This is a genomic window from Pseudomonas sp. PDM04, assembly GCF_014851765.1.
In the GTDB taxonomy this organism is placed as follows: domain Bacteria; phylum Pseudomonadota; class Gammaproteobacteria; order Pseudomonadales; family Pseudomonadaceae; genus Aquipseudomonas.
This window is the reverse complement of the sequence record NZ_JACVAI010000002.1, coordinates 54,043-70,754: the sequence shown is the minus strand read 5'-3', so window position 1 is coordinate 70,754 and position 16,712 is coordinate 54,043. Positions and strand designations below refer to the sequence as shown.

Genomic DNA, 16,712 nt, shown 5'->3' with positions numbered 1-16,712 from the left:
TGCACCGGCCCTGTGGGAGCGAGCCTGCTCCGGGCGGCGTTCCGACGATGCTCTCAACGATAACGCAGGAAACCAGGGACCGGGTGGCAGGCCTGGTTTTTCGCGAGCAGGCTCGCTCTCACAGAGTTGCTTCCATCGGAACAACGTGACTCGCTTGCCCAGCGATCAGTGAGTCGGAGGGGTGCTGCGCTGACGGGCAACCCACCCGGTCGCCAGGTCAATGAACGCCCGCAACTTGGGCTGCGTCTGTGTGCGGCTGGGGAAGTAGAGGTACAGCGCCGTACTCAGCGGCACAAAAGGTTGCAACACGCGCTCCAGCCGTCCATCCGCCAATTCATCGGCAATTTCCAGGTCGCACGCGTACACCAGCCCGCAACCGCTGCGTGCCGCCGAGACCAGCAGCCCTCGATCGTTGACGATCACGCCGCCTTCTACCCCTACGGTAAAGTCGCGGCCATCGCGGCGGAATTCCCAGCGGTGTGCGTTGCCCGATGTCGAGAACCGAAAGCCGATGCATTGGTGATCGGTCAGGTCTTCCGGGCTTTCAGGTTTGCCGGCCCTGGCGAAATACGCCGGCGCGCCCACCACCGACCATTGCAGGTCCGGCGTGAGGCGCACCGCGATCATGTCCTTTTCGATGGATTCGCCCAGCCTGATCCCCGCATCAAACCCGCCGGCCATCAAGTCCACCGTGGCATCGTCCAGGCAGATGTCGAGCGTGACCTGCGGATATGCCTGGCGAAACAACGGCATCAGCGGTTCGATCAACAGCGCCCCCGACAACCGCGGCGCCGTCAGGCGCAGCGTGCCCATGGGTTGGTCGCGAAAGCCGCTGAGGACTGCCAGCGCCTCATCGATTTCGCTGGCCGCCGGGCGTAATCGGGCAAACAGGCTGGCGCCCGCTTCGGTCAAGGCGACCCGGCGCGTGGTGCGTTGGAACAGCAGCACGCCAGTGCGCCGCTCAAGCAATTTGATGGCGTGGCTGACGGCCGTGGGCGTCACCGCCAGGCGGGAAGCGGCGACGGTGAAGCTCTTGTGTTCGGCCACCGCCAGGAATTCGGTCAGGCCATCGAAAGGATCGTGATTCATCGAGATCGCCATTATGAAAGAGCGTTTCATAGTGCTTGTAACACGAGGGCATTTTTCCGGGCAATCCTCCTGCGTACCTTGTGCCTACCCCAACGTCAACAAGGAAACACGCTCATGACCACTTCCAACACCTTCAATCGCATCTGGCTGATCACCGGCGCTTCCCGTGGCATCGGTGCCAAGATCGCCGCCGCCGCCCTGGCCAATGGTGACGCCGTGGTTGCCACCGCCCGAGATGCCAGCAGCATTACCCAGCGCTTTGGCGAACACCCTGGCTTGCTCGCCGCCAGCCTGGACGTCACAAACGAAGCCCAGGGCATTGCGGTCGCCCAGCAGGCCATCGAGCACTTCGGGCGCATCGACGTGCTGGTCAACAATGCGGGCTTTGGTGTGCTCGGCGCCGTGGAAGAGGCCACGGCCGATGAAGTGCGCCGCGTGTACGAAACCAACGTCTTTGGCCTGCTCAATGTCACCCGCGCTGTCCTGCCACATATGCGCGCCGCACGCAGCGGGCATGTGATCAACCTGTCCTCGGTCGGAGGCTACAAGTCCGGGGCCGGCTTCGGCGTCTATTGCTCGACCAAGTTCGCCGTCGAAGGCCTGACCGAGGCCTTGCACGCCGAGCTGGCGCCGCTGGGTATCAAGGTGACCGTGGTCGAGCCGGGTTACTTCCGCACCGAATTCCTGGAAGGCAACTCGCTGGTTGAATCCCCAGCGTCGATTGCCGACTACGACAGCACCGCCGGTGAAGTGCGCAGAATCGCCAAGGCCGTGACCCTGAACCAGCCAGGCGACCCGGACAAACTGGCCCAGGTGATGATCACCCTGGTGGAAACGAACGACGCGCCGCTGCGCTTGCCCCTGGGCAGTGACTGTGTCGCGGCCATTGAAGCGAAAAACAGCTTTGTCGCCGGTGAGTTGCAGGCATGGCGTGAGGTGTCGGTGTCCACTGACTTCTAACGAAATGCCGAACACGGCGCGGGCGGCCGGTCGATGCTCGAATGCTCGCGATGGATAACGCGGGCATTCCGTCAGCCGGCATTATCGTTGACCGCCATCGTGGCAACGCCGCCCGAGCAAGCTCACGCCTACAGGTTTACGGGTGTTTTTCGGAGCGGCCGTTGACCGATGGTCCGGTACAGGGGAGTCAAAACGGGTCGGAGGACTCTAACGTACATACCCACCACCGGAGCAACTGATGCTGACCTCAGGCAGACCGCTCAAACACGGCGACAGCGCGGCGCCATCGCTTTCGCCGCAGCAGATACGCGCAACCTTGCGCCACCTGGCCCGAACGGCCGAGCAGCAAGTGATGGGCGTGACCATGGCCAACATGGACGCGCTGACGCTGCTCTCCAATCGCCACGGTTTCACTGCACTGGCGCAGTTGGGGCTGGAGGCGTGCCAACGCATGGAAATACCCGCCACACTGCTGTTTTTCGACCTTGATCATTTCAAGCACATCAATTACCTGTATGGCCGCGCCGAGGGCGACGATGCGCTGAAGACCTTCGCGGACGTATTGCGCATCGCCTTTCGCGAAAGCGATGTGGTCGGGAGGCTCGGGGACGATGAATTCGTCGTGTTGTTGACCGGTTCGAGTGCGGTGGAGCTGAGTGCGATCAAGGCGCGGCTCGAGGAGATACTCGATGAGCGCAACGCCACGATGCGCCGCGGTTATGACATTCGTTTCAACATCGGTCAGATCGAGTACGACCCGGCCCTCCATGACACGGTTGAAGCGATGCTGGTTGAAGGAGAGATGGGTTTGTTCAGGTAGGCCGTCATCGCGAGCAGGCTCACTCCCTCGAGTGGCCTGCCGGATCCGAACGGTGGGAGCGAGCCTGCTCGCGATGGCGTATCCGCCATCGAGCACTATTTTGCGAACAGCTGGCCAATGTCCTTGAACGCCTTGAACTCCAGCGCATTGCCGCACGGGTCGAACAGGAACATGGTCGCCTGCTCACCCACCAGCCCCTTGAAGCGAATTCCCGGTTCGATCACGAATCGGGTCTCACGTGCTTTCAGGCGTTCGGCCAGGGCTTCCCATTCCGCCATTCCCAACACCACACCAAAATGCGGCACCGGCACATCGTGGCCGTCCACCGCGTTGGTGTGCGCGGCTTCCTGTGAGGCGTTTTTCGGCGCTAGGTGGATCACCAATTGATGGCCGAAAAAGTTGAAGTCGACCCAATGGTCGCTGGAGCGACCTTCTTCCAGACCGAACACCTCGCCGTAAAAAGTTCGGGCAGCTGGCAGGTCGTACACGGGGATGGCCAGGTGAAAAGGCGACAGTTGCATTAGGGGAGCCTCGCAGGCAATGGGTCGGTGACATTGAGTTTAGCGCTGTGCTTTTTGATTGAAAGACGATAGTTTTTGCGTCGAGCTCAAATTATTTCGATCAATCGGGGGCGTCATGCTGCGTGAATTGAAAACCTTCCTGGCGGTGGCGCGCCACGGAACGTTTGCGGCGGCCGGCATGCATGTTGGCCTGACCCAGTCGGCGGTCAGCGCGCAGATGCGCAATCTGGAGCAGGCGCTGGGCATCCGGCTGTTCGATCGCACCGGTCGCCAGGCCATTCTCAATGCGGCGGGTCAGCGTGCATTGCCGATGGCCCGGGACATGCTGGATACCTTCAGCCGCATGGCCGTCAGTGACGATGTCAGCGAGTACCGTGGCGAATTGAAAATCGGCGCGGTCGCCACGGCCCAGACCGGTCTGTTGCCTCAGGCCTTGTTGCGCTTGCGCCAACTGGCGCCCCTCCTGGAACCAAAGCTGGTGCCCGGCGTGTCGCTCAACCTGCTCAGTCAGGTGGACACCGGCGAAGTGGACCTGGCCATCTTGATCAAGCCACCGTTCGAGCTGCCCAAGGAGCTGTCGGCCCAGGTTATCCGTCGCGAGCCGTTCGTACTGATCGTCCCGGCCGGCCTCGAGGGCGATGATCCGTTGCGATTGCTGGCTGAGCATCCGCACGTGCGCTATGACCGCAACTCGTTCGGCGGGCGCCTGGTGACGCGCTTTCTGCGCGAGCAGCACATCGATGTGCAGGCGGCGCTGGAGCTGGATGAGCTGGAAGCCATCGTGAAAATGGTCGAGTGCGGACTGGGGATTTCACTGTTGCCAGAGGCCGGGTTGTGGCTGGAGCATGGCGCAAACGTCAGGATCATCCGGTTGGGTGAATTGACGTTCTACCGCGAGATCGTGCTGTTGCAGCGCTACAGCCAGCGACAGCAGCCCATTCAGCAGCTGTTTGCCGAGTGCCTGGGAGACCACTGACCCCGTGAGCGCACGCTTGCTCGCACAGCGTTGCATCGGACGACGCCCCTTCCACCCAGGAAAATGCCTTCGTCAGCGAGCCCGCTCCCCCAGGGGTTACGGTTGCCTGATAAATCGCAGGCATAAAAAACCCGCCAGTCAAGGCGGGTTTTTTGTACGGCGCGCTGAAGATTACTCTTCGATGTTGCCCATGGCCGTGGTGTTGAAACCGCCGTCCACGTACATGATTTCGCCGCTGATGCCGGACGCCAGGTCCGAGCACAGGAAAGCGCCGGCGTTGCCGACTTCGTCGATGGTGACGTTGCGACGCAGCGGGGTTTGCGCTTCGTTGGCGGCCAGCATCTTGCGGAAGTTCTTGATGCCGGAGGCGGCGAGGGTGCGGATCGGACCGGCCGATACGGCGTTGACGCGAGTTCCGTCCGGGCCCAGGGAGCCGGCCAGGTAACGTACGCCGGCTTCCAGCGAAGCCTTGGCCATGCCCATCACGTTGTAGTTCGGCATGGTGCGCTCGGCGCCCAGGTACGACAGGGTCAGCAGGCTGCCGTTGCGGCCCTTCATCATTTCGCGACCGGCCTTGGCCAGGGCCACGAAGCTGTAGGCGCTGATGTCGTGAGCGATACGGAAACCTTCACGGGTGGTGGCTTCGGTGAAGTCGCCGTCCAGTTGGTCGCCCGGGGCGAAGCCGACGGAGTGCACGATGCAGTCCAGGCCGTCCCACTTCTTGCTCAGCGCTTCGAAGACCTGGGCGATTTCTTCATCGCTGGCCACGTCGCACGGGAAGCACAGTTCCGGGCTGGAACCCCAGCCTTGGGCGAACTCTTCGACACGACCCTTGAGTTTGTCGTTCTGATAAGTGAAGGCAAGCTCAGCGCCCTCGCGATGCATGGCGGCGGCGATGCCGGATGCGATGGACAGCTTGCTGGCGACACCGACGATCAGTACGCGCTTACCGGCGAGAAAACCCATGTGTTGCTCCTCTTTCAGGTTATTGCGCAGTGGCTGGAGCCAGGAAAGCGGCTTCCAGCAACTGCTGTGTATACGGATGTTGGGGGGCGGCAAAGATACTTTGCGCGTCTCCCTGTTCGACCACTTGGCCATGCTTGACCACCATCAACTGGTGGCTCAGCGCCTTGACGACAGCCAGGTCATGGCTGATGAACAGATACGTCAGGTTGTACTTGCTTTGCAGTGAACGCAGCAGCTCCACCACTTGGCGCTGCACTGTCCGGTCGAGGGCCGAGGTCGGCTCGTCCAGCAGGATCAGCGCCGGTTTCAACACCAGTGCCCGGGCAATGGCGATTCTCTGCCGTTGCCCTCCGGAAAATTCGTGGGGGTAGCGGTTCCGGGTGTCCGGATCCAGGCCTACCTCCTTCAATGCCGCAATAATCGCTTGTTCCTGTTCCGCCTCGGTGCCGATCCCGTGGATCCGCAGGCCCTCGCCGACGATCTGGCTCACGCACATTCGCGGGCTCAGGCTGCCGAAAGGGTCCTGAAACACCACCTGCATCTCCCGACGCAGCGGCCGAACCTGTTGTTGCGTCATGCAGTCTAGCTGTTTGCCTTCGAACCGGATCGCCCCTTGGCTGCCGATCAAACGCAAAATTGCCAGGCCTAACGTCGATTTGCCGGAACCGCTTTCGCCGACAATGCCCAATGTCTGCCCCTGGGGCAGGCTGAAATTGATCCCGTCCACTGCCTTGATGTGATCGACGGTCTTTTTCAGCAGGCCTTTCTTGACCGGGAACCAGACTTTCAGGTCCTCGACCTGCAACAGCGGTGGCCCGATAACGTTGGTTGCCGGCTTGCCGCTGGGCTCCGCTGCCAGCAGTTCCCGAGTGTACGGATGCTGCGGCGCGCGGAACAACTCTTCGCACGATGCCTGTTCGACGATGCAACCGCGCTGCATGACACATACGCGATGCGCAATTCTTCGAACAAGGTTCAAATCGTGACTGATCAGTAACAGCGCCATGCCCAGGCGGGCCTGCAATTGCTTGAGCAATTCGAGGATCTTCAGCTGAACGGTAACGTCCAGCGCGGTGGTCGGTTCATCGGCGATCAGCAGTTCTGGCTCGTTGGCCAGGGCCATGGCGATCATCACCCGCTGGCGCTGGCCGCCGGACAGCTCGTGGGGCAAAGCCTTGAGGCGTTTCTCGGGCTCGGGAATGCCGACCATCTCCAGCAATTCCAGGGTCCGCCTGGTCGCCACTTTACCGACCAGGCCCTTGTGGATGCCCAGCACCTCATTGATCTGCTTTTCGATCGAGTGCAGCGGGTTGAGCGAGGTCATCGGCTCCTGGAAGATCATCGCGATCCGGTTGCCACGGATGTGCCGGATGGTTTTCTCTTTCAGGTCCAGCAGGTTCTGCCCGGAATACTCGATGGTGCCCGAGGGGTGGCGGGCGAGCGGGTAGGGCAGCAGGCGCAGGATCGAATGCGCAGTCACCGATTTGCCGGAGCCGCTTTCACCCACCAGCGCCAGGGTTTCGCCGCGCCTGATATCGAAACTGACGCCTTCCACCACGCGCTGGCTGTGCTCGCCTACGACGAATTCGACGGCCAGGTCGCGCACTTCGATCAGATTGTCCTGATTCATTTCACTTCCTCGGGTCGAAGGCATCGCGAGCGGACTCGCCGATAAACACCAGCAGGCTCAACATCAGGGCCAGCACCGCAAACGCGCTCATGCCCAGCCACGGCGCCTGCAGGTTGGATTTGCCCTGGGCCACCAGTTCACCCAGCGACGGCGCGCCCGGTGGCAGGCCGAAACCGAGGAAGTCCAGGGCCGTCAGCGTGCCGATGGCGCCGGTGAGGATAAAGGGCATGAAGGTCATGGTCGAGACCATGGCGTTGGGCAGGATGTGGCGGAACATGATTGCGCCATTCTGCATCCCCAGCGCGCGGGCGGCGCGCACGTATTCGAGGTTGCGCCCGCGCAGGAATTCGGCACGGACCACGTCCACCAGGCTCATCCAGGAAAACAGCAGCATGATCCCCAGCAGCCACCAGAAGTTCGGCTGCACGAAGCTGGCGAGAATGATCAGCAGGTACAGGACCGGCAATCCGGACCAGATTTCCAGAAAACGCTGTCCGGCCAGATCGACCCAGCCCCCATAGAAGCCCTGCAAGGCCCCGGCAATCACGCCGATGATCGAGCTGAGTACGGTCAGCGTCAGGGCGAACAGCACCGAAATGCGAAAGCCGTAGATCACTCGCGCCAACACGTCGCGCCCCTGGTCGTCGGTGCCCAGCAGGTTGTCAGCCGAGGGCGGGGCGGGAGCCGGGACTTTCAGGTCGTAGTTGATGCTCTGGTAGCTGAAGGGGATGGGCGCCCACAGCACCCAGGCGTCCTTGGCCTTGAGCAGTTCGCGGATATACGGGCTCTTGTAGTTGGCCTCCAGCGGAAATTCGCCGCCGAACGTGGTTTCCGGGTAGCGCTTGATGGCCGGGAAGTACCAGGTGTTGTCGTAATGCACCGCCAGCGGCTTGTCGTTGGCGATCAGCTCGGCACCGAGGCTCAGGCCGAACAGGATCAGGAACAGCCACAACGACCACCAGCCACGCTTGTTGGCCTTGAACAGCTCGAAACGTCGGCGATTGAGCGGGGACAGGTTCATCTCAATGCTCCCGGCTTTCGAAGTCGATGCGTGGATCGACGAAGGAGTAGGTCAGATCGCCGATCAGTTTCACCAGCAGGCCCAGTAACGTGAAGATGAACAGTGTGCCGAACACCACCGGGTAATCGCGGTTGATCGCCGCTTCAAAACTCATCAGGCCCAGGCCGTCGAGGGAGAAGATCACTTCCACCAGCAGCGAGCCGGTGAAGAAAATCCCGATGAATGCGGACGGGAAACCCGCGATGACCAGCAGCATGGCGTTACGAAACACGTGGCCGTAGAGCACGCGGTTTTTCGTCAGCCCCTTGGCCTTGGCGGTCACCACGTACTGTTTGTTGATCTCGTCCAGGAAGCTGTTCTTGGTCAACAGGGTCATGGTCGCGAAGTTGCCGATCACCAGCGCGGTCACGGGCAGCGCCAGGTGCCAGAAGTAGTCGAGAATCTTGCCGCCCATGCTCAACTCATCGAAGTTGTTCGAGGTCAGGCCCCGTAGCGGAAACCAGTCCAGGTAACTGCCACCGGCGAACACCACGATCAGCAGGATGGCGAACAGGAACGAGGGGATGGCATAGCCGACGATGATCGCCGAACTGGTCCAGACGTCGAAATGACTGCCGTGCCGGGTGGCCTTGGCGATCCCCAGTGGAATCGACACCAGGTACATGATCAGCGTGCTCCACAGCCCGAGGGAGATCGACACCGGCATCTTTTCCTTGATCAGGTCGATGACCTTGGCGTCGCGGAAGAAGCTGTCGCCAAAGTCCAGGGTCGCGTAGTTCTTGATCATGATCCACAAGCGTTCAGGCGCCGACTTGTCGAAGCCGTACATGTGCTCGATTTCCTTGACCAGCGCCGGGTCCAGGCCCTGTGCGCCGCGATAGGACGAGCCGGCCACCGAGACCTCGGCACCGCCGCCGGCAATCCGGCTGGTGGCGCCTTCGAAGCCCTCGAGCTTGGCGATCATCTGTTCGACCGGTCCACCGGGAGCGGCCTGGATGATCACGAAGTTGATTAGCAGGATGCCGAACAGCGTCGGGATGATCAGCAGCAGTCGCCGAAAAATATACGCCAGCATCTATTACTCCGTGCCCGCAGGGTCGGCTTGCAGTTTGGTTTCGACTTCGATGGCCGGTGCCACGTTCGGCTTGATCCACCAGGTGGCGATGCCGATGTCATACCTGGGCGAGGTTTTCGGGTGACCGATATGGTTCCAGTACGCCACGCGCCAGGTCTTGATGTGCCAGTTGGGGATCACGTAATAACCCCATTGCAGCACGCGGTCCAGTGCGCGGGCGTGGGCCACCAGGCTTTTGCGTGAATCGGCGTTGATCAGTTGTTCGACCAGCTGGTCCACCACCGGGTCCTTGAGGCCCATGGAGTTGCGGCTTCCGGGCCGGTCGGCGGCGTCGGTCATCCAGAATTCCCGTTGCTCGTTACCCGGTGAATTGGACTGCGGGAAGCTGCCGACGATCATGTCGAAGTCCCGGGAGCGCACGCGGTTGACGTATTGCGAGACGTCCACGCGGCGAATCACCAGGTCGATGCCCAGGTCGCTCAGGTTGCGCTTGAATGGTAACAGCACCCGTTCGAATTCGGTCTGGGCCAGGAGGAATTCGATGGTCACCGGCTTGCCGTTGGCATCGACCATCTTGTCGTCGACGATGCGCCAGCCGGCCTCTTGCAGCAACTGGTAGGCCTTGCGTTGCTGGGTGCGGATCATGCCGCTGCCGTCGGTCACCGGGTTTTCGAAGGCCTCGGTGAAGACCTGTTCGGGGATCTTGCCGCGGAAAGGCTCGAGGATCGCCAGTTGCTCGGCGTCGGGAAGGCCGGTGGCGGCCATTTCCGAGTTCTCGAAGAAGCTGCGGGTTCGCGCATAGGCGCTATTGAACAGTTGCTTGTTGGTCCATTCGAAGTCCATTAACAACGTCAGCGCGTGGCGCACCCGCACGTCTTGGAACACCGGACGGCGCATGTTGAAGACAAATCCCTGCATGCCGGTCGGGTTGCCGTTGGGAATCTGTTCCTTGATCAGTCGGCCTTCGGTGACCGCCGGGATGTTGTAGCCATTGGCCCAGTTCTTGGCGGTCATCTCCAGCCAGTAATCGAACTGGCCGGCCTTGAGGGCTTCCAGGGCCACGGTGTTGTCGCGGTAGTAATCGGTGAGCATTACGTCGAAGTTGTAGAAGCCTCGGTTGGCCGGCAGATCCTTGCCCCAGTAGTCCTTGACCCGCTCATAGCGCACCGAACGGCCGGCCTTGACTTGGGTGACCTTGTACGGCCCGCTGCCGAGTGGCATTTCCAGGTTGCCCTTGGTGAAATCCCGGGTTGCCCACCAGTGCTTGGGCAGCACCGGCAACTGGCCGAGGATCAATGGCAGTTCGCGGTTGTTGGTGTGCTTGAACTTGAACAGCACAGTCAGCGGATCTTCGGCGACGGCCTCTTCGACGTCACTGTAGTAGCCGCGGTAGAGCGGGGCGCCGTCCTTGATCAGGGTCTGGAAGCTGAACACCACGTCTTCGGCGCGCACCGGATGGCCGTCGTGGAAACGGGCTTCAGGACGCAGGTAGAAACGCACCCAGCTGTTGTCCGGGGCTTTCTCGATCTTGCCGGCGATCAGTCCGTACTCGGTGAACGGTTCGTCCAGGCCCTGTTTGGCCAGGGTGTCGTAGATCAGGCCGACGTCGTCCGCCGGCACGCCTTTGCTGATGAACGGATTGAGGCTGTCGAAGCCGCCGAACCCGGCCTGACGGAAAATCCCGCCCTTGGGCGCGTCCGGGTTCACGTAATCGAAGTGCTTGAAGTCCGCCGGGTATTTCGGCGGCTCGTTGTAAAGCGTGACGGCGTGTTGCGGAGCGGCCCAGGCCAGTCCACAGAACAACAGGCCGCCAGCCTGCAGGAGCAGGGCGCGTACGGGTTTCATCGATCTTTCTCCGAAGATTTCAACCACCATGCACTCAGGCCCAGGGTGTAGGGCGGCGTGGTGACGAAGGCGAACCGGTTGCGGTACGCCAGGCGGTGATAGTTGAGATACCAGTTGGGAATGATGTAGTGCTGCCACAACAGCACCCGATCCAGGGCCTTGCCGGCGGCCACCTGTTCGTCTCGGGTCTTGGCGGCGAGCAATTGTTCGAGCAGGTGATCGACCACCGGATTGGCGATGCCCGCGTAGTTCTTGCTGCCCTTGACCCCGACCTGGCTCGAGTGGAAGTACTGCCATTGTTCAAGACCCGGGCTGAGGGTTTGACTGAGGGTCATCAGAATCATGTCGAAGTCGAACTGGTCCAGGCGCTGCTTGTACTGAGCGCGATCCACGGTGCGAAGCCGGGCGTCGATGCCGATGCTGGCGAGGTTCTCGACATAGGGCTGCAGAATGCGCTCAAGGTTTGGATTGACCAGCAGGATTTCCAGGCGCAGCGGCTGTCCGGCGGCGTTCTGCACATGCTGGCCATTGAGTTTCCAGCCCGCCTCGGCCAGCAGGCCCAAGGCCTTGCGCATGGTTTCCCGGGGGATGCCGCGGCCCTGGGTCTGTGCCAGGGTGAAGGGTTCAGTGAACAGTCTGGCGGGCAGTTGCTCGCGGTACGGCTTGAGCATCAGCCATTCGTGACCGACCGGCAGGCCGCTGGCGGAGAACTCACTGTTGGGGTAGTAACTCATGGCGCGCTTGTAGGCGCCGCTGAACAAGGTGCGATTGGTCCACTCGAAGTCGAACATCAGCCCCAGCGCTTCGCGCACTCGGGCGTCGGAGAACGCCGCGCGGCGGCTGTTCATGAACAAGCCCTGGCTCTGGGTCGGGATCTGGTGGGCAATCTGTGCCTTGATCACGTCGCCGCGGTTGACCGCCGGGAATCGGTAACCGGTGTCCCAGTTCTTGGCCTGGTGCTCGATGTAGATGTCGAACTCGCCGGCCTTGAACGCTTCGAACGCCACGTCGCTGTCGCGGTAGAACTCGACTTCCATGCGGTCGACGTTGTACTTGCCGCGATTGACCGGCAGGTCCTTGCCCCAATAGTCCTTGACCCGTTCGAAAACGATCTGCCGGCCGGGCGTGACCGAGGTGATGCGGTATGGGCCGCTGCCCAGTGGCGGTTCGAAGGTGGTTGCCTTGAAGTCGCGACCTTTCCAGTAATGTTGCGGCAGCACCGGTAATTCGCCCAGGCGCAGGATCAGCAGCGGATTGCCGGCGCGCTTGAAGACAAACCGGATGCGATGCGGATTGAGCACGTCGACCCGCAGCACTTCCTGCAGGTTGGTGCGGTATTGCGGGTGACCTTCCTTGAGCAGCAAGCGGTAGGAGAACGCCACGTCGTAAGCGGTAATCGGCACGCCATCATGGAAGCGTGCTTCCGGGCGCAGGTTGAACACCACCCAGCTGCGGTCCTCGCTGTATTCGACCGATTGGGCGATCAGGCCATAGCTGGAGGTGGGTTCGTCGCCGGACGGTGCGTACTGGCCGGTGCCGACCATCAGTGGTTCGTTGAGCTCGTTGATGCCGTACTGCTGGAAGTTCGGCGTGGAGACCGGACTGGAGCCCTTGAAGGTGTAGGGGTTGAGCGTATCGAAGGTGCCAAACGCCATCACCCGCAATGTACCGCCCTTGGGGGCTTGCGGGTTAACCCAGTCGAAGTGGGTAAATCTGGCCGGGTACTTGAGTGTGCCGAACTGCGCATAACCGTGACTTTCGCTGATCGTCGCGTTTGCAGAGGAGCTCAAGGCCAGGCTGATCAGGAAAGTGAGGAGGGGACGCGTCAAGTCAGAAATCCGATCCATGCGGCTTGGGCTTTTATGGCTCGTACAGTAACAGCTTGTATGGACAGGAAAAAGACAGGGCTTTAATGCGGGGTTAATTGTTGGCCCAGGGCCCGTCGGCACCCTGTGGGAGCGAGCCTGCTCGCGATGGTGGTAAACAACGCGTCATCTTTTCAGGCCATCGCGAGCAGGTTCGCTCCCGCATGAAAAAGCCCCTGAATTCAGGGGCTCTTGATCAGTGGGGTGAGGCAACCGTCAGCATCTGTCCAGGCTTGAGGGCCTTGCCGACCCGCGGGTTCCAGCGCTTGAGGTGTTGCATCTCGACATTGAAACGCTTGGCGACGATATACAGCGAGTCGCCTTGCTGGACCTTGTACTGGGTCGGCTCTTTCTTGTCCTTGGCCTTCGTCCTGGTGTTGGCCGCCAGTACGGTGTCAACACGCCCGCTGCTGCGCTTGCTGGTGTCCTGCATCACCAGCGTCTGGCCGACCTTCAGGTTCTGGCCGGTCAGCTTGTTCCAGCGTTGCAGGTCCTTGACGTCGACCTTGTTGGCCTTGGCGATGGTGCCCAGGTTGTCGCCACGCTTGACCCGGTAGCTACGCTTGGCGCTGGCGATCCGGGCATTGTCGGCACCCTCGAAGACCGGCTTGAGCGGACGCTTGCTGATCAGTTCTTCGGGACGCATGGTCGACAGGCTGGTGGTCAGCAACTGCGCCTTGGATGTCGGCACCAGCAGGTGCTGGGGTCCGTCGATGGTGGTGCGCTGCTTGAAGGCCGGGTTGAGCTGGAACAGTTCATCCTCGTCGATATTCGCCACCGCGGCGACCTTGGACAGGTCCATGCGCTGGTTGATCTCGACCACCTGGAAATACGGTTCGTTGGCGATCGGATTGAGGTTCACGCCGTAGGCTTCGGGGGCCAGCACGACTTGCGACAGCGCCAGCAGCTTCGGCACATAGGCCTGGGTTTCGGACGGCAGTGGCAGGTTCCAGTAATCGGTGGGCAGGCCCAGCTTTTCGTTGCGTTCGATGGCGCGGCTGACCGTGCCTTCGCCGGCGTTGTAGGCAGCCAGGGCCAGCAACCAGTCGCCGTTGAACATGTCGTGCAGGCGTGTCAGGTAATCCATCGCGGCGGTGGTCGACGCGGTGATGTCGCGACGGCCATCATAGAAACGGGTCTGGCGCAGGTTGAAATAACGCCCGGTGGAAGGGATGAACTGCCACAGGCCAACCGCATCGGCCCGGGAATAGGCCATCGGGTTGTAGGCGCTTTCAATCACTGGCAGCAGCGCCAGTTCCAGCGGCATGTTGCGTTCTTCAAGGCGTTCGACGATGTAATGAATGTAGAGGCTGCCGCGTTCGCCGGCGTTTTCGAGAAAGGAGGGGTTGCTGGCGAACCACAGGCGCTGTTGCTCGATGCGCGGGTTCACGCCCAGGCCTTCCTGCAACTGGAAGCCCTGGCGCATGCGTTCCCAGACGTCCTGCGGAACTTGCGGGCTCGGCTTTTCGCTGAGCCAGATCGGCTTCTGTTTGGCCCGCGCGGCAATGTTCGGCGTGTGAGTCGCTTCAGTCTGGGGCACATGGCTGGAACAGCCCGCCAGCGTGGCGGACACAGCCACCGCTATGGCTTGAGCCAGGCGGGTCAATGCGTCTGAATGGACGGACTTACGAATAGATGACGACATTGGCTGGAAGTAAGTTCCGGGCAAAAATGTCGGGCGATTCTAGAAAGCGCACCCCCTGCGGTCAACCATTGCGATCGGCCGCAGTGACGCAGGTGCCTCTCAGAAGGTGTCTTTCCACGCCCTCAGAGCCGCAAAAACCGCACTGGGAGCCCGGTCTTGCGGGCCGTTCCGTTCGTCCACTTTATCTTTAACGGATGTTTCACCGGTCCTCAGGAACGGGTTTGTCAGCTTTTCCAGGGCCAAAGTCGAAGGCAGCGTGATGATCCCTGCCTGACGTTTTTGCGTGACGTCGGCCAGGCGATCGGCGGTGTGCCGGTTGTCGGGCTCGACCGCGACGGCAAAGCGCAGGTTGCTCAGGGTGTATTCGTGAGTGCAGTAGACCTGTGTCTGCTCGGGCAAGGCCGCGAGACGGCTCAGCGAGGTGTGCATTTGCTCGGGCGTGCCTTCGAACAGGCGTCCGCAACCGGCGGCGAACAGGGTGTCGCCACAGAACAGCACGCCGTCATGATAGAAGGCGATGTGCCCCAGGGTATGGCCGGGAACGGCGAACACCTCGAAGTCCCAACCCAGGACGTTGATGCGGTCGTTGTCCTTGAGGGCAACGTCTCGCGCCGGGATCTTCTCGCTGGCGGGGCCGAAGACCTTCGCGTCCGTCGCTTTTTTCAGCTGTTCGACGCCGCCGACATGGTCGTGATGGTGATGAGTGATCAGAATGTCACTGAGCGCCCAGCCCGGATGATCGGCCAGCCAGGCCTGCACCGGTGCGGCATCGCCCGGGTCGACCACGGCGCAGCGCCGGGTATCGGGGTCTTGTAACAACCAGATGTAGTTGTCTGTGAAGGCGGGCAGGGCTGTGATCTGTATCATCGTCGGATTCGCCAAGCGGTAAACAATGGCGCATCTTAGAACTTCCTGGCGCGTTGGAGAATGCAATGACCGATAAAGCGTTCGCTCAGGCTGATCCTGACTGGCTCGCGTTGATCAGCGCGGCCCGTGAATGGCTGTCCGGCCCGCTCGGGCAATTTTTGCTGGACGAAGAGCGGCGCATGCTCGAAGACGAGCTGGGGCGCTTCTTCGGCGGCTATCTGGTGCATTACGGTCCTTCGGCCGAGACACCGCCTTCGGCACCGCAGGTGCAGCGCAATGTGCGGCTCGGCGCGCCGTTGCCGGGTGTCGAGATCGTCTGTGAAGAACAGGCCTGGCCGTTGAGCGAGCATGCCGCCGATGTGGTGGTGTTGCAGCACGGGCTGGATTTTTGCCTGTCGCCCCATGGCCTGCTGCGCGAGGCCGCCAGCAGCGTGCGGCCCGGCGGGCATTTGCTGATCATCGGGATCAACCCCTGGAGCACCTGGGGGCTGCGCCATGTATTTGCCCATGATGCCTTGCGCAAGGCCCGCTGCATTTCCCCGTCACGGGTCGGCGACTGGCTTAACCTGCTGGGCTTCGCGCTGGAGAAACGCCGCTTCGGGTGCTATCGTCCGCCGCTTGCGTCGCCCGCCTGGCAAGCACGGCTGGCCGGTTGGGAGCGCAGGGCCGGTCACTGGCAGCTCTCGGGCGGCGGCTTCTATTTATTGGTGGCACGCAAGATAGTCGTGGGCCTGCGCCCGCTTCGCCAGGAGCGCCGCGAGCCGATGGGCAAGCTGATCCCGTTGCCGATGGCCAAGGTCAACCGGCGCAATATCGAACCGTAAACCTGTATTCATTCCCGGTCGGGCATGTCCCGGCCTCGGGCTTCGTCGAGCGCGGCTCGGCGGGCCAGCGCATTTTCTGGATAGATTGGCATGAGCGATAGCGTAGAACTCTTCACCGACGGCGCCTGCAAAGGTAATCCCGGCCCTGGCGGCTGGGGTGCGTTGCTGGTGTACAAGGGGGTTGAGAAAGAACTTTGGGGCGGCGAAGCCAATACCACCAACAACCGCATGGAACTGATGGGCGCGATCCGCGGGCTGGAAGAACTCAAGCGTTCCTGCGACGTGTTGCTGGTGACCGACTCGCAGTACGTGATGAAAGGCATCAACGAGTGGATGGCCAACTGGAAGAAGCGCGGCTGGAAAACGGCGGCGAAAGAGCCGGTGAAAAACGCCGACCTGTGGAAACAGCTCGATGAGCAGGTCAACCGCCACAACGTCACGTGGAAGTGGGTGCGCGGGCACATCGGGCATCATGGCAACGAGCGGGCCGACCAGTTGGCCAACCGTGGGGTAGACGAGGTGCGGGGGTTCAAGCAGGGCTGAGGACCGAGTCGCCCTTATCGCGAGCGGGCTCGCTCCCACACTGGCGTGATCCTCTGTGGGAGCGA

General features: G+C 61.7%; 15 protein-coding genes. 5 read left to right on the top strand and 10 right to left on the bottom strand.

Annotated elements, in window-relative coordinates:
- Positions 1–165: 165 nt before the first annotated feature.
- Positions 166–1,089 carry a LysR family transcriptional regulator gene (locus tag IB249_RS07110; protein ID WP_192303012.1) on the bottom strand — a complete coding sequence of 308 codons (924 nt, stop codon included), beginning with the start codon at positions 1,087–1,089 and terminating at the stop codon, positions 166–168.
- A gap of 114 nt (positions 1,090–1,203) precedes the next feature.
- Between IB249_RS07110 and IB249_RS07105 the strand changes: the two genes are divergently transcribed.
- Both IB249_RS07105 and IB249_RS07100 read left to right on the top strand, forming a co-directional pair.
- Positions 1,204–2,049, top strand: coding sequence for an oxidoreductase (locus tag IB249_RS07105; RefSeq protein ID WP_192303010.1), 846 nt, complete (start codon positions 1,204–1,206; stop codon positions 2,047–2,049).
- A 238-nt stretch (positions 2,050–2,287) separates the two neighbouring features.
- A complete protein-coding gene (locus IB249_RS07100) occupies positions 2,288–2,869 on the top strand; it encodes a GGDEF domain-containing protein (protein WP_192303009.1) in 582 nt (193 codons plus the stop codon).
- 95 nt (positions 2,870–2,964) lie between these two features.
- Here the strand turns inward: IB249_RS07100 and IB249_RS07095 are convergent, their stop codons facing one another.
- On the bottom strand, positions 2,965–3,390 hold the full coding sequence (locus IB249_RS07095; protein WP_192303006.1) for a VOC family protein: 426 nt from the start codon (positions 3,388–3,390) through the stop codon (positions 2,965–2,967).
- Positions 3,391–3,505: 115 nt separating this feature from the next.
- Between IB249_RS07095 and IB249_RS07090 the strand changes: the two genes are divergently transcribed.
- Positions 3,506–4,366 carry a LysR family transcriptional regulator gene (locus tag IB249_RS07090; RefSeq protein WP_192303004.1) on the top strand — a complete coding sequence of 287 codons (861 nt, stop codon included), beginning with the start codon at positions 3,506–3,508 and terminating at the stop codon, positions 4,364–4,366.
- A gap of 171 nt (positions 4,367–4,537) precedes the next feature.
- On the opposite strand, the gene fabI is transcribed toward IB249_RS07090, so the two are convergent.
- The 8 genes from fabI to gloB all read right to left on the bottom strand — a co-directional run bounded on the left by fabI (position 4,538) and on the right by gloB (position 15,280).
- Positions 4,538–5,332, bottom strand: coding sequence for an enoyl-ACP reductase FabI (gene fabI / locus IB249_RS07085; RefSeq protein ID WP_192303002.1), 795 nt, complete (start codon positions 5,330–5,332; stop codon positions 4,538–4,540).
- Between the two features lie 19 nt (positions 5,333–5,351).
- Positions 5,352–6,962 carry an ABC transporter ATP-binding protein gene (locus tag IB249_RS07080; protein WP_192303000.1) on the bottom strand — a complete coding sequence of 537 codons (1,611 nt, stop codon included), beginning with the start codon at positions 6,960–6,962 and terminating at the stop codon, positions 5,352–5,354.
- A 1-nt stretch (position 6,963) separates the two neighbouring features.
- Positions 6,964–7,983, bottom strand: a complete 1,020-nt coding sequence (locus IB249_RS07075; protein WP_192302998.1) for an ABC transporter permease — start codon at positions 7,981–7,983, stop codon at positions 6,964–6,966.
- A gap of 1 nt (position 7,984) precedes the next feature.
- Entirely contained in the window at positions 7,985–9,058 is a 1,074-nt protein-coding gene (locus IB249_RS07070; RefSeq protein ID WP_192302996.1) for a microcin C ABC transporter permease YejB, read from the bottom strand.
- Positions 9,059–9,061: 3 nt separating this feature from the next.
- Positions 9,062–10,903 (bottom strand): extracellular solute-binding protein, encoded by a 1,842-nt coding sequence (locus tag IB249_RS07065; RefSeq protein WP_192302994.1) that lies wholly within the window; start codon positions 10,901–10,903, stop codon positions 9,062–9,064.
- Positions 10,900–12,750: an extracellular solute-binding protein gene (locus tag IB249_RS07060; protein WP_192302992.1), complete on the bottom strand. Its 1,851-nt coding sequence runs from the start codon at positions 12,748–12,750 to the stop codon at positions 10,900–10,902. The genes IB249_RS07065 and IB249_RS07060 overlap by 4 nt, the downstream gene beginning before the upstream one ends.
- Positions 12,751–12,964: 214 nt before the next feature.
- Positions 12,965–14,413, bottom strand: coding sequence for a transglycosylase SLT domain-containing protein (locus IB249_RS07055; RefSeq protein WP_192302990.1), 1,449 nt, complete (start codon positions 14,411–14,413; stop codon positions 12,965–12,967).
- A gap of 99 nt (positions 14,414–14,512) precedes the next feature.
- The gene (gene gloB / locus IB249_RS07050; protein WP_192302988.1) at positions 14,513–15,280 is read right to left on the bottom strand and encodes a hydroxyacylglutathione hydrolase; all 768 of its coding nucleotides are present in this window, start codon (positions 15,278–15,280) and stop codon (positions 14,513–14,515) included.
- A 65-nt stretch (positions 15,281–15,345) separates the two neighbouring features.
- On the opposite strand from gloB, the gene IB249_RS07045 reads away from it, so the two are divergent.
- Together IB249_RS07045 and rnhA are read left to right on the top strand one after the other, a co-directional pair.
- Positions 15,346–16,104, top strand: coding sequence for a methyltransferase domain-containing protein (locus IB249_RS07045; protein WP_192302986.1), 759 nt, complete (start codon positions 15,346–15,348; stop codon positions 16,102–16,104).
- A gap of 90 nt (positions 16,105–16,194) precedes the next feature.
- On the top strand, positions 16,195–16,647 hold the full coding sequence (gene rnhA / locus IB249_RS07040) for a ribonuclease HI (protein WP_192302985.1): 453 nt from the start codon (positions 16,195–16,197) through the stop codon (positions 16,645–16,647).
- Positions 16,648–16,712 lie beyond the last annotated feature (65 nt).

Excerpts from the sequence above, each read along its gene's own strand:
- fabI (WP_192303002.1), bottom strand. The coding sequence starts at position 5,332 with ATGGGTTTTCTCGCCGGTAAGCGCGTACTGATCGTCGGTGTCGCCAGC.
- IB249_RS07060 (WP_192302992.1), bottom strand. The coding sequence starts at position 12,750 with ATGGATCGGATTTCTGACTTGACGCGTCCCCTCCTCACTTTCCTGATC.
- IB249_RS07065 (WP_192302994.1), bottom strand. The coding sequence starts at position 10,903 with ATGAAACCCGTACGCGCCCTGCTCCTGCAGGCTGGCGGCCTGTTGTTC.
- IB249_RS07105 (WP_192303010.1), top strand. The coding sequence starts at position 1,204 with ATGACCACTTCCAACACCTTCAATCGCATCTGGCTGATCACCGGCGCT.
- rnhA (WP_192302985.1), top strand. The coding sequence starts at position 16,195 with ATGAGCGATAGCGTAGAACTCTTCACCGACGGCGCCTGCAAAGGTAAT.
- IB249_RS07095 (WP_192303006.1), bottom strand. The coding sequence starts at position 3,390 with ATGCAACTGTCGCCTTTTCACCTGGCCATCCCCGTGTACGACCTGCCA.
- IB249_RS07075 (WP_192302998.1), bottom strand. The coding sequence starts at position 7,983 with ATGAACCTGTCCCCGCTCAATCGCCGACGTTTCGAGCTGTTCAAGGCC.
- IB249_RS07080 (WP_192303000.1), bottom strand. The coding sequence starts at position 6,962 with ATGAATCAGGACAATCTGATCGAAGTGCGCGACCTGGCCGTCGAATTC.
- IB249_RS07055 (WP_192302990.1), bottom strand. The coding sequence starts at position 14,413 with ATGTCGTCATCTATTCGTAAGTCCGTCCATTCAGACGCATTGACCCGC.
- IB249_RS07090 (WP_192303004.1), top strand. The coding sequence starts at position 3,506 with ATGCTGCGTGAATTGAAAACCTTCCTGGCGGTGGCGCGCCACGGAACG.
- IB249_RS07100 (WP_192303009.1), top strand. The coding sequence starts at position 2,288 with ATGCTGACCTCAGGCAGACCGCTCAAACACGGCGACAGCGCGGCGCCA.
- IB249_RS07045 (WP_192302986.1), top strand. The coding sequence starts at position 15,346 with ATGACCGATAAAGCGTTCGCTCAGGCTGATCCTGACTGGCTCGCGTTG.
- IB249_RS07070 (WP_192302996.1), bottom strand. The coding sequence starts at position 9,058 with ATGCTGGCGTATATTTTTCGGCGACTGCTGCTGATCATCCCGACGCTG.
- gloB (WP_192302988.1), bottom strand. The coding sequence starts at position 15,280 with ATGATACAGATCACAGCCCTGCCCGCCTTCACAGACAACTACATCTGG.
- IB249_RS07110 (WP_192303012.1), bottom strand. The coding sequence starts at position 1,089 with ATGAATCACGATCCTTTCGATGGCCTGACCGAATTCCTGGCGGTGGCC.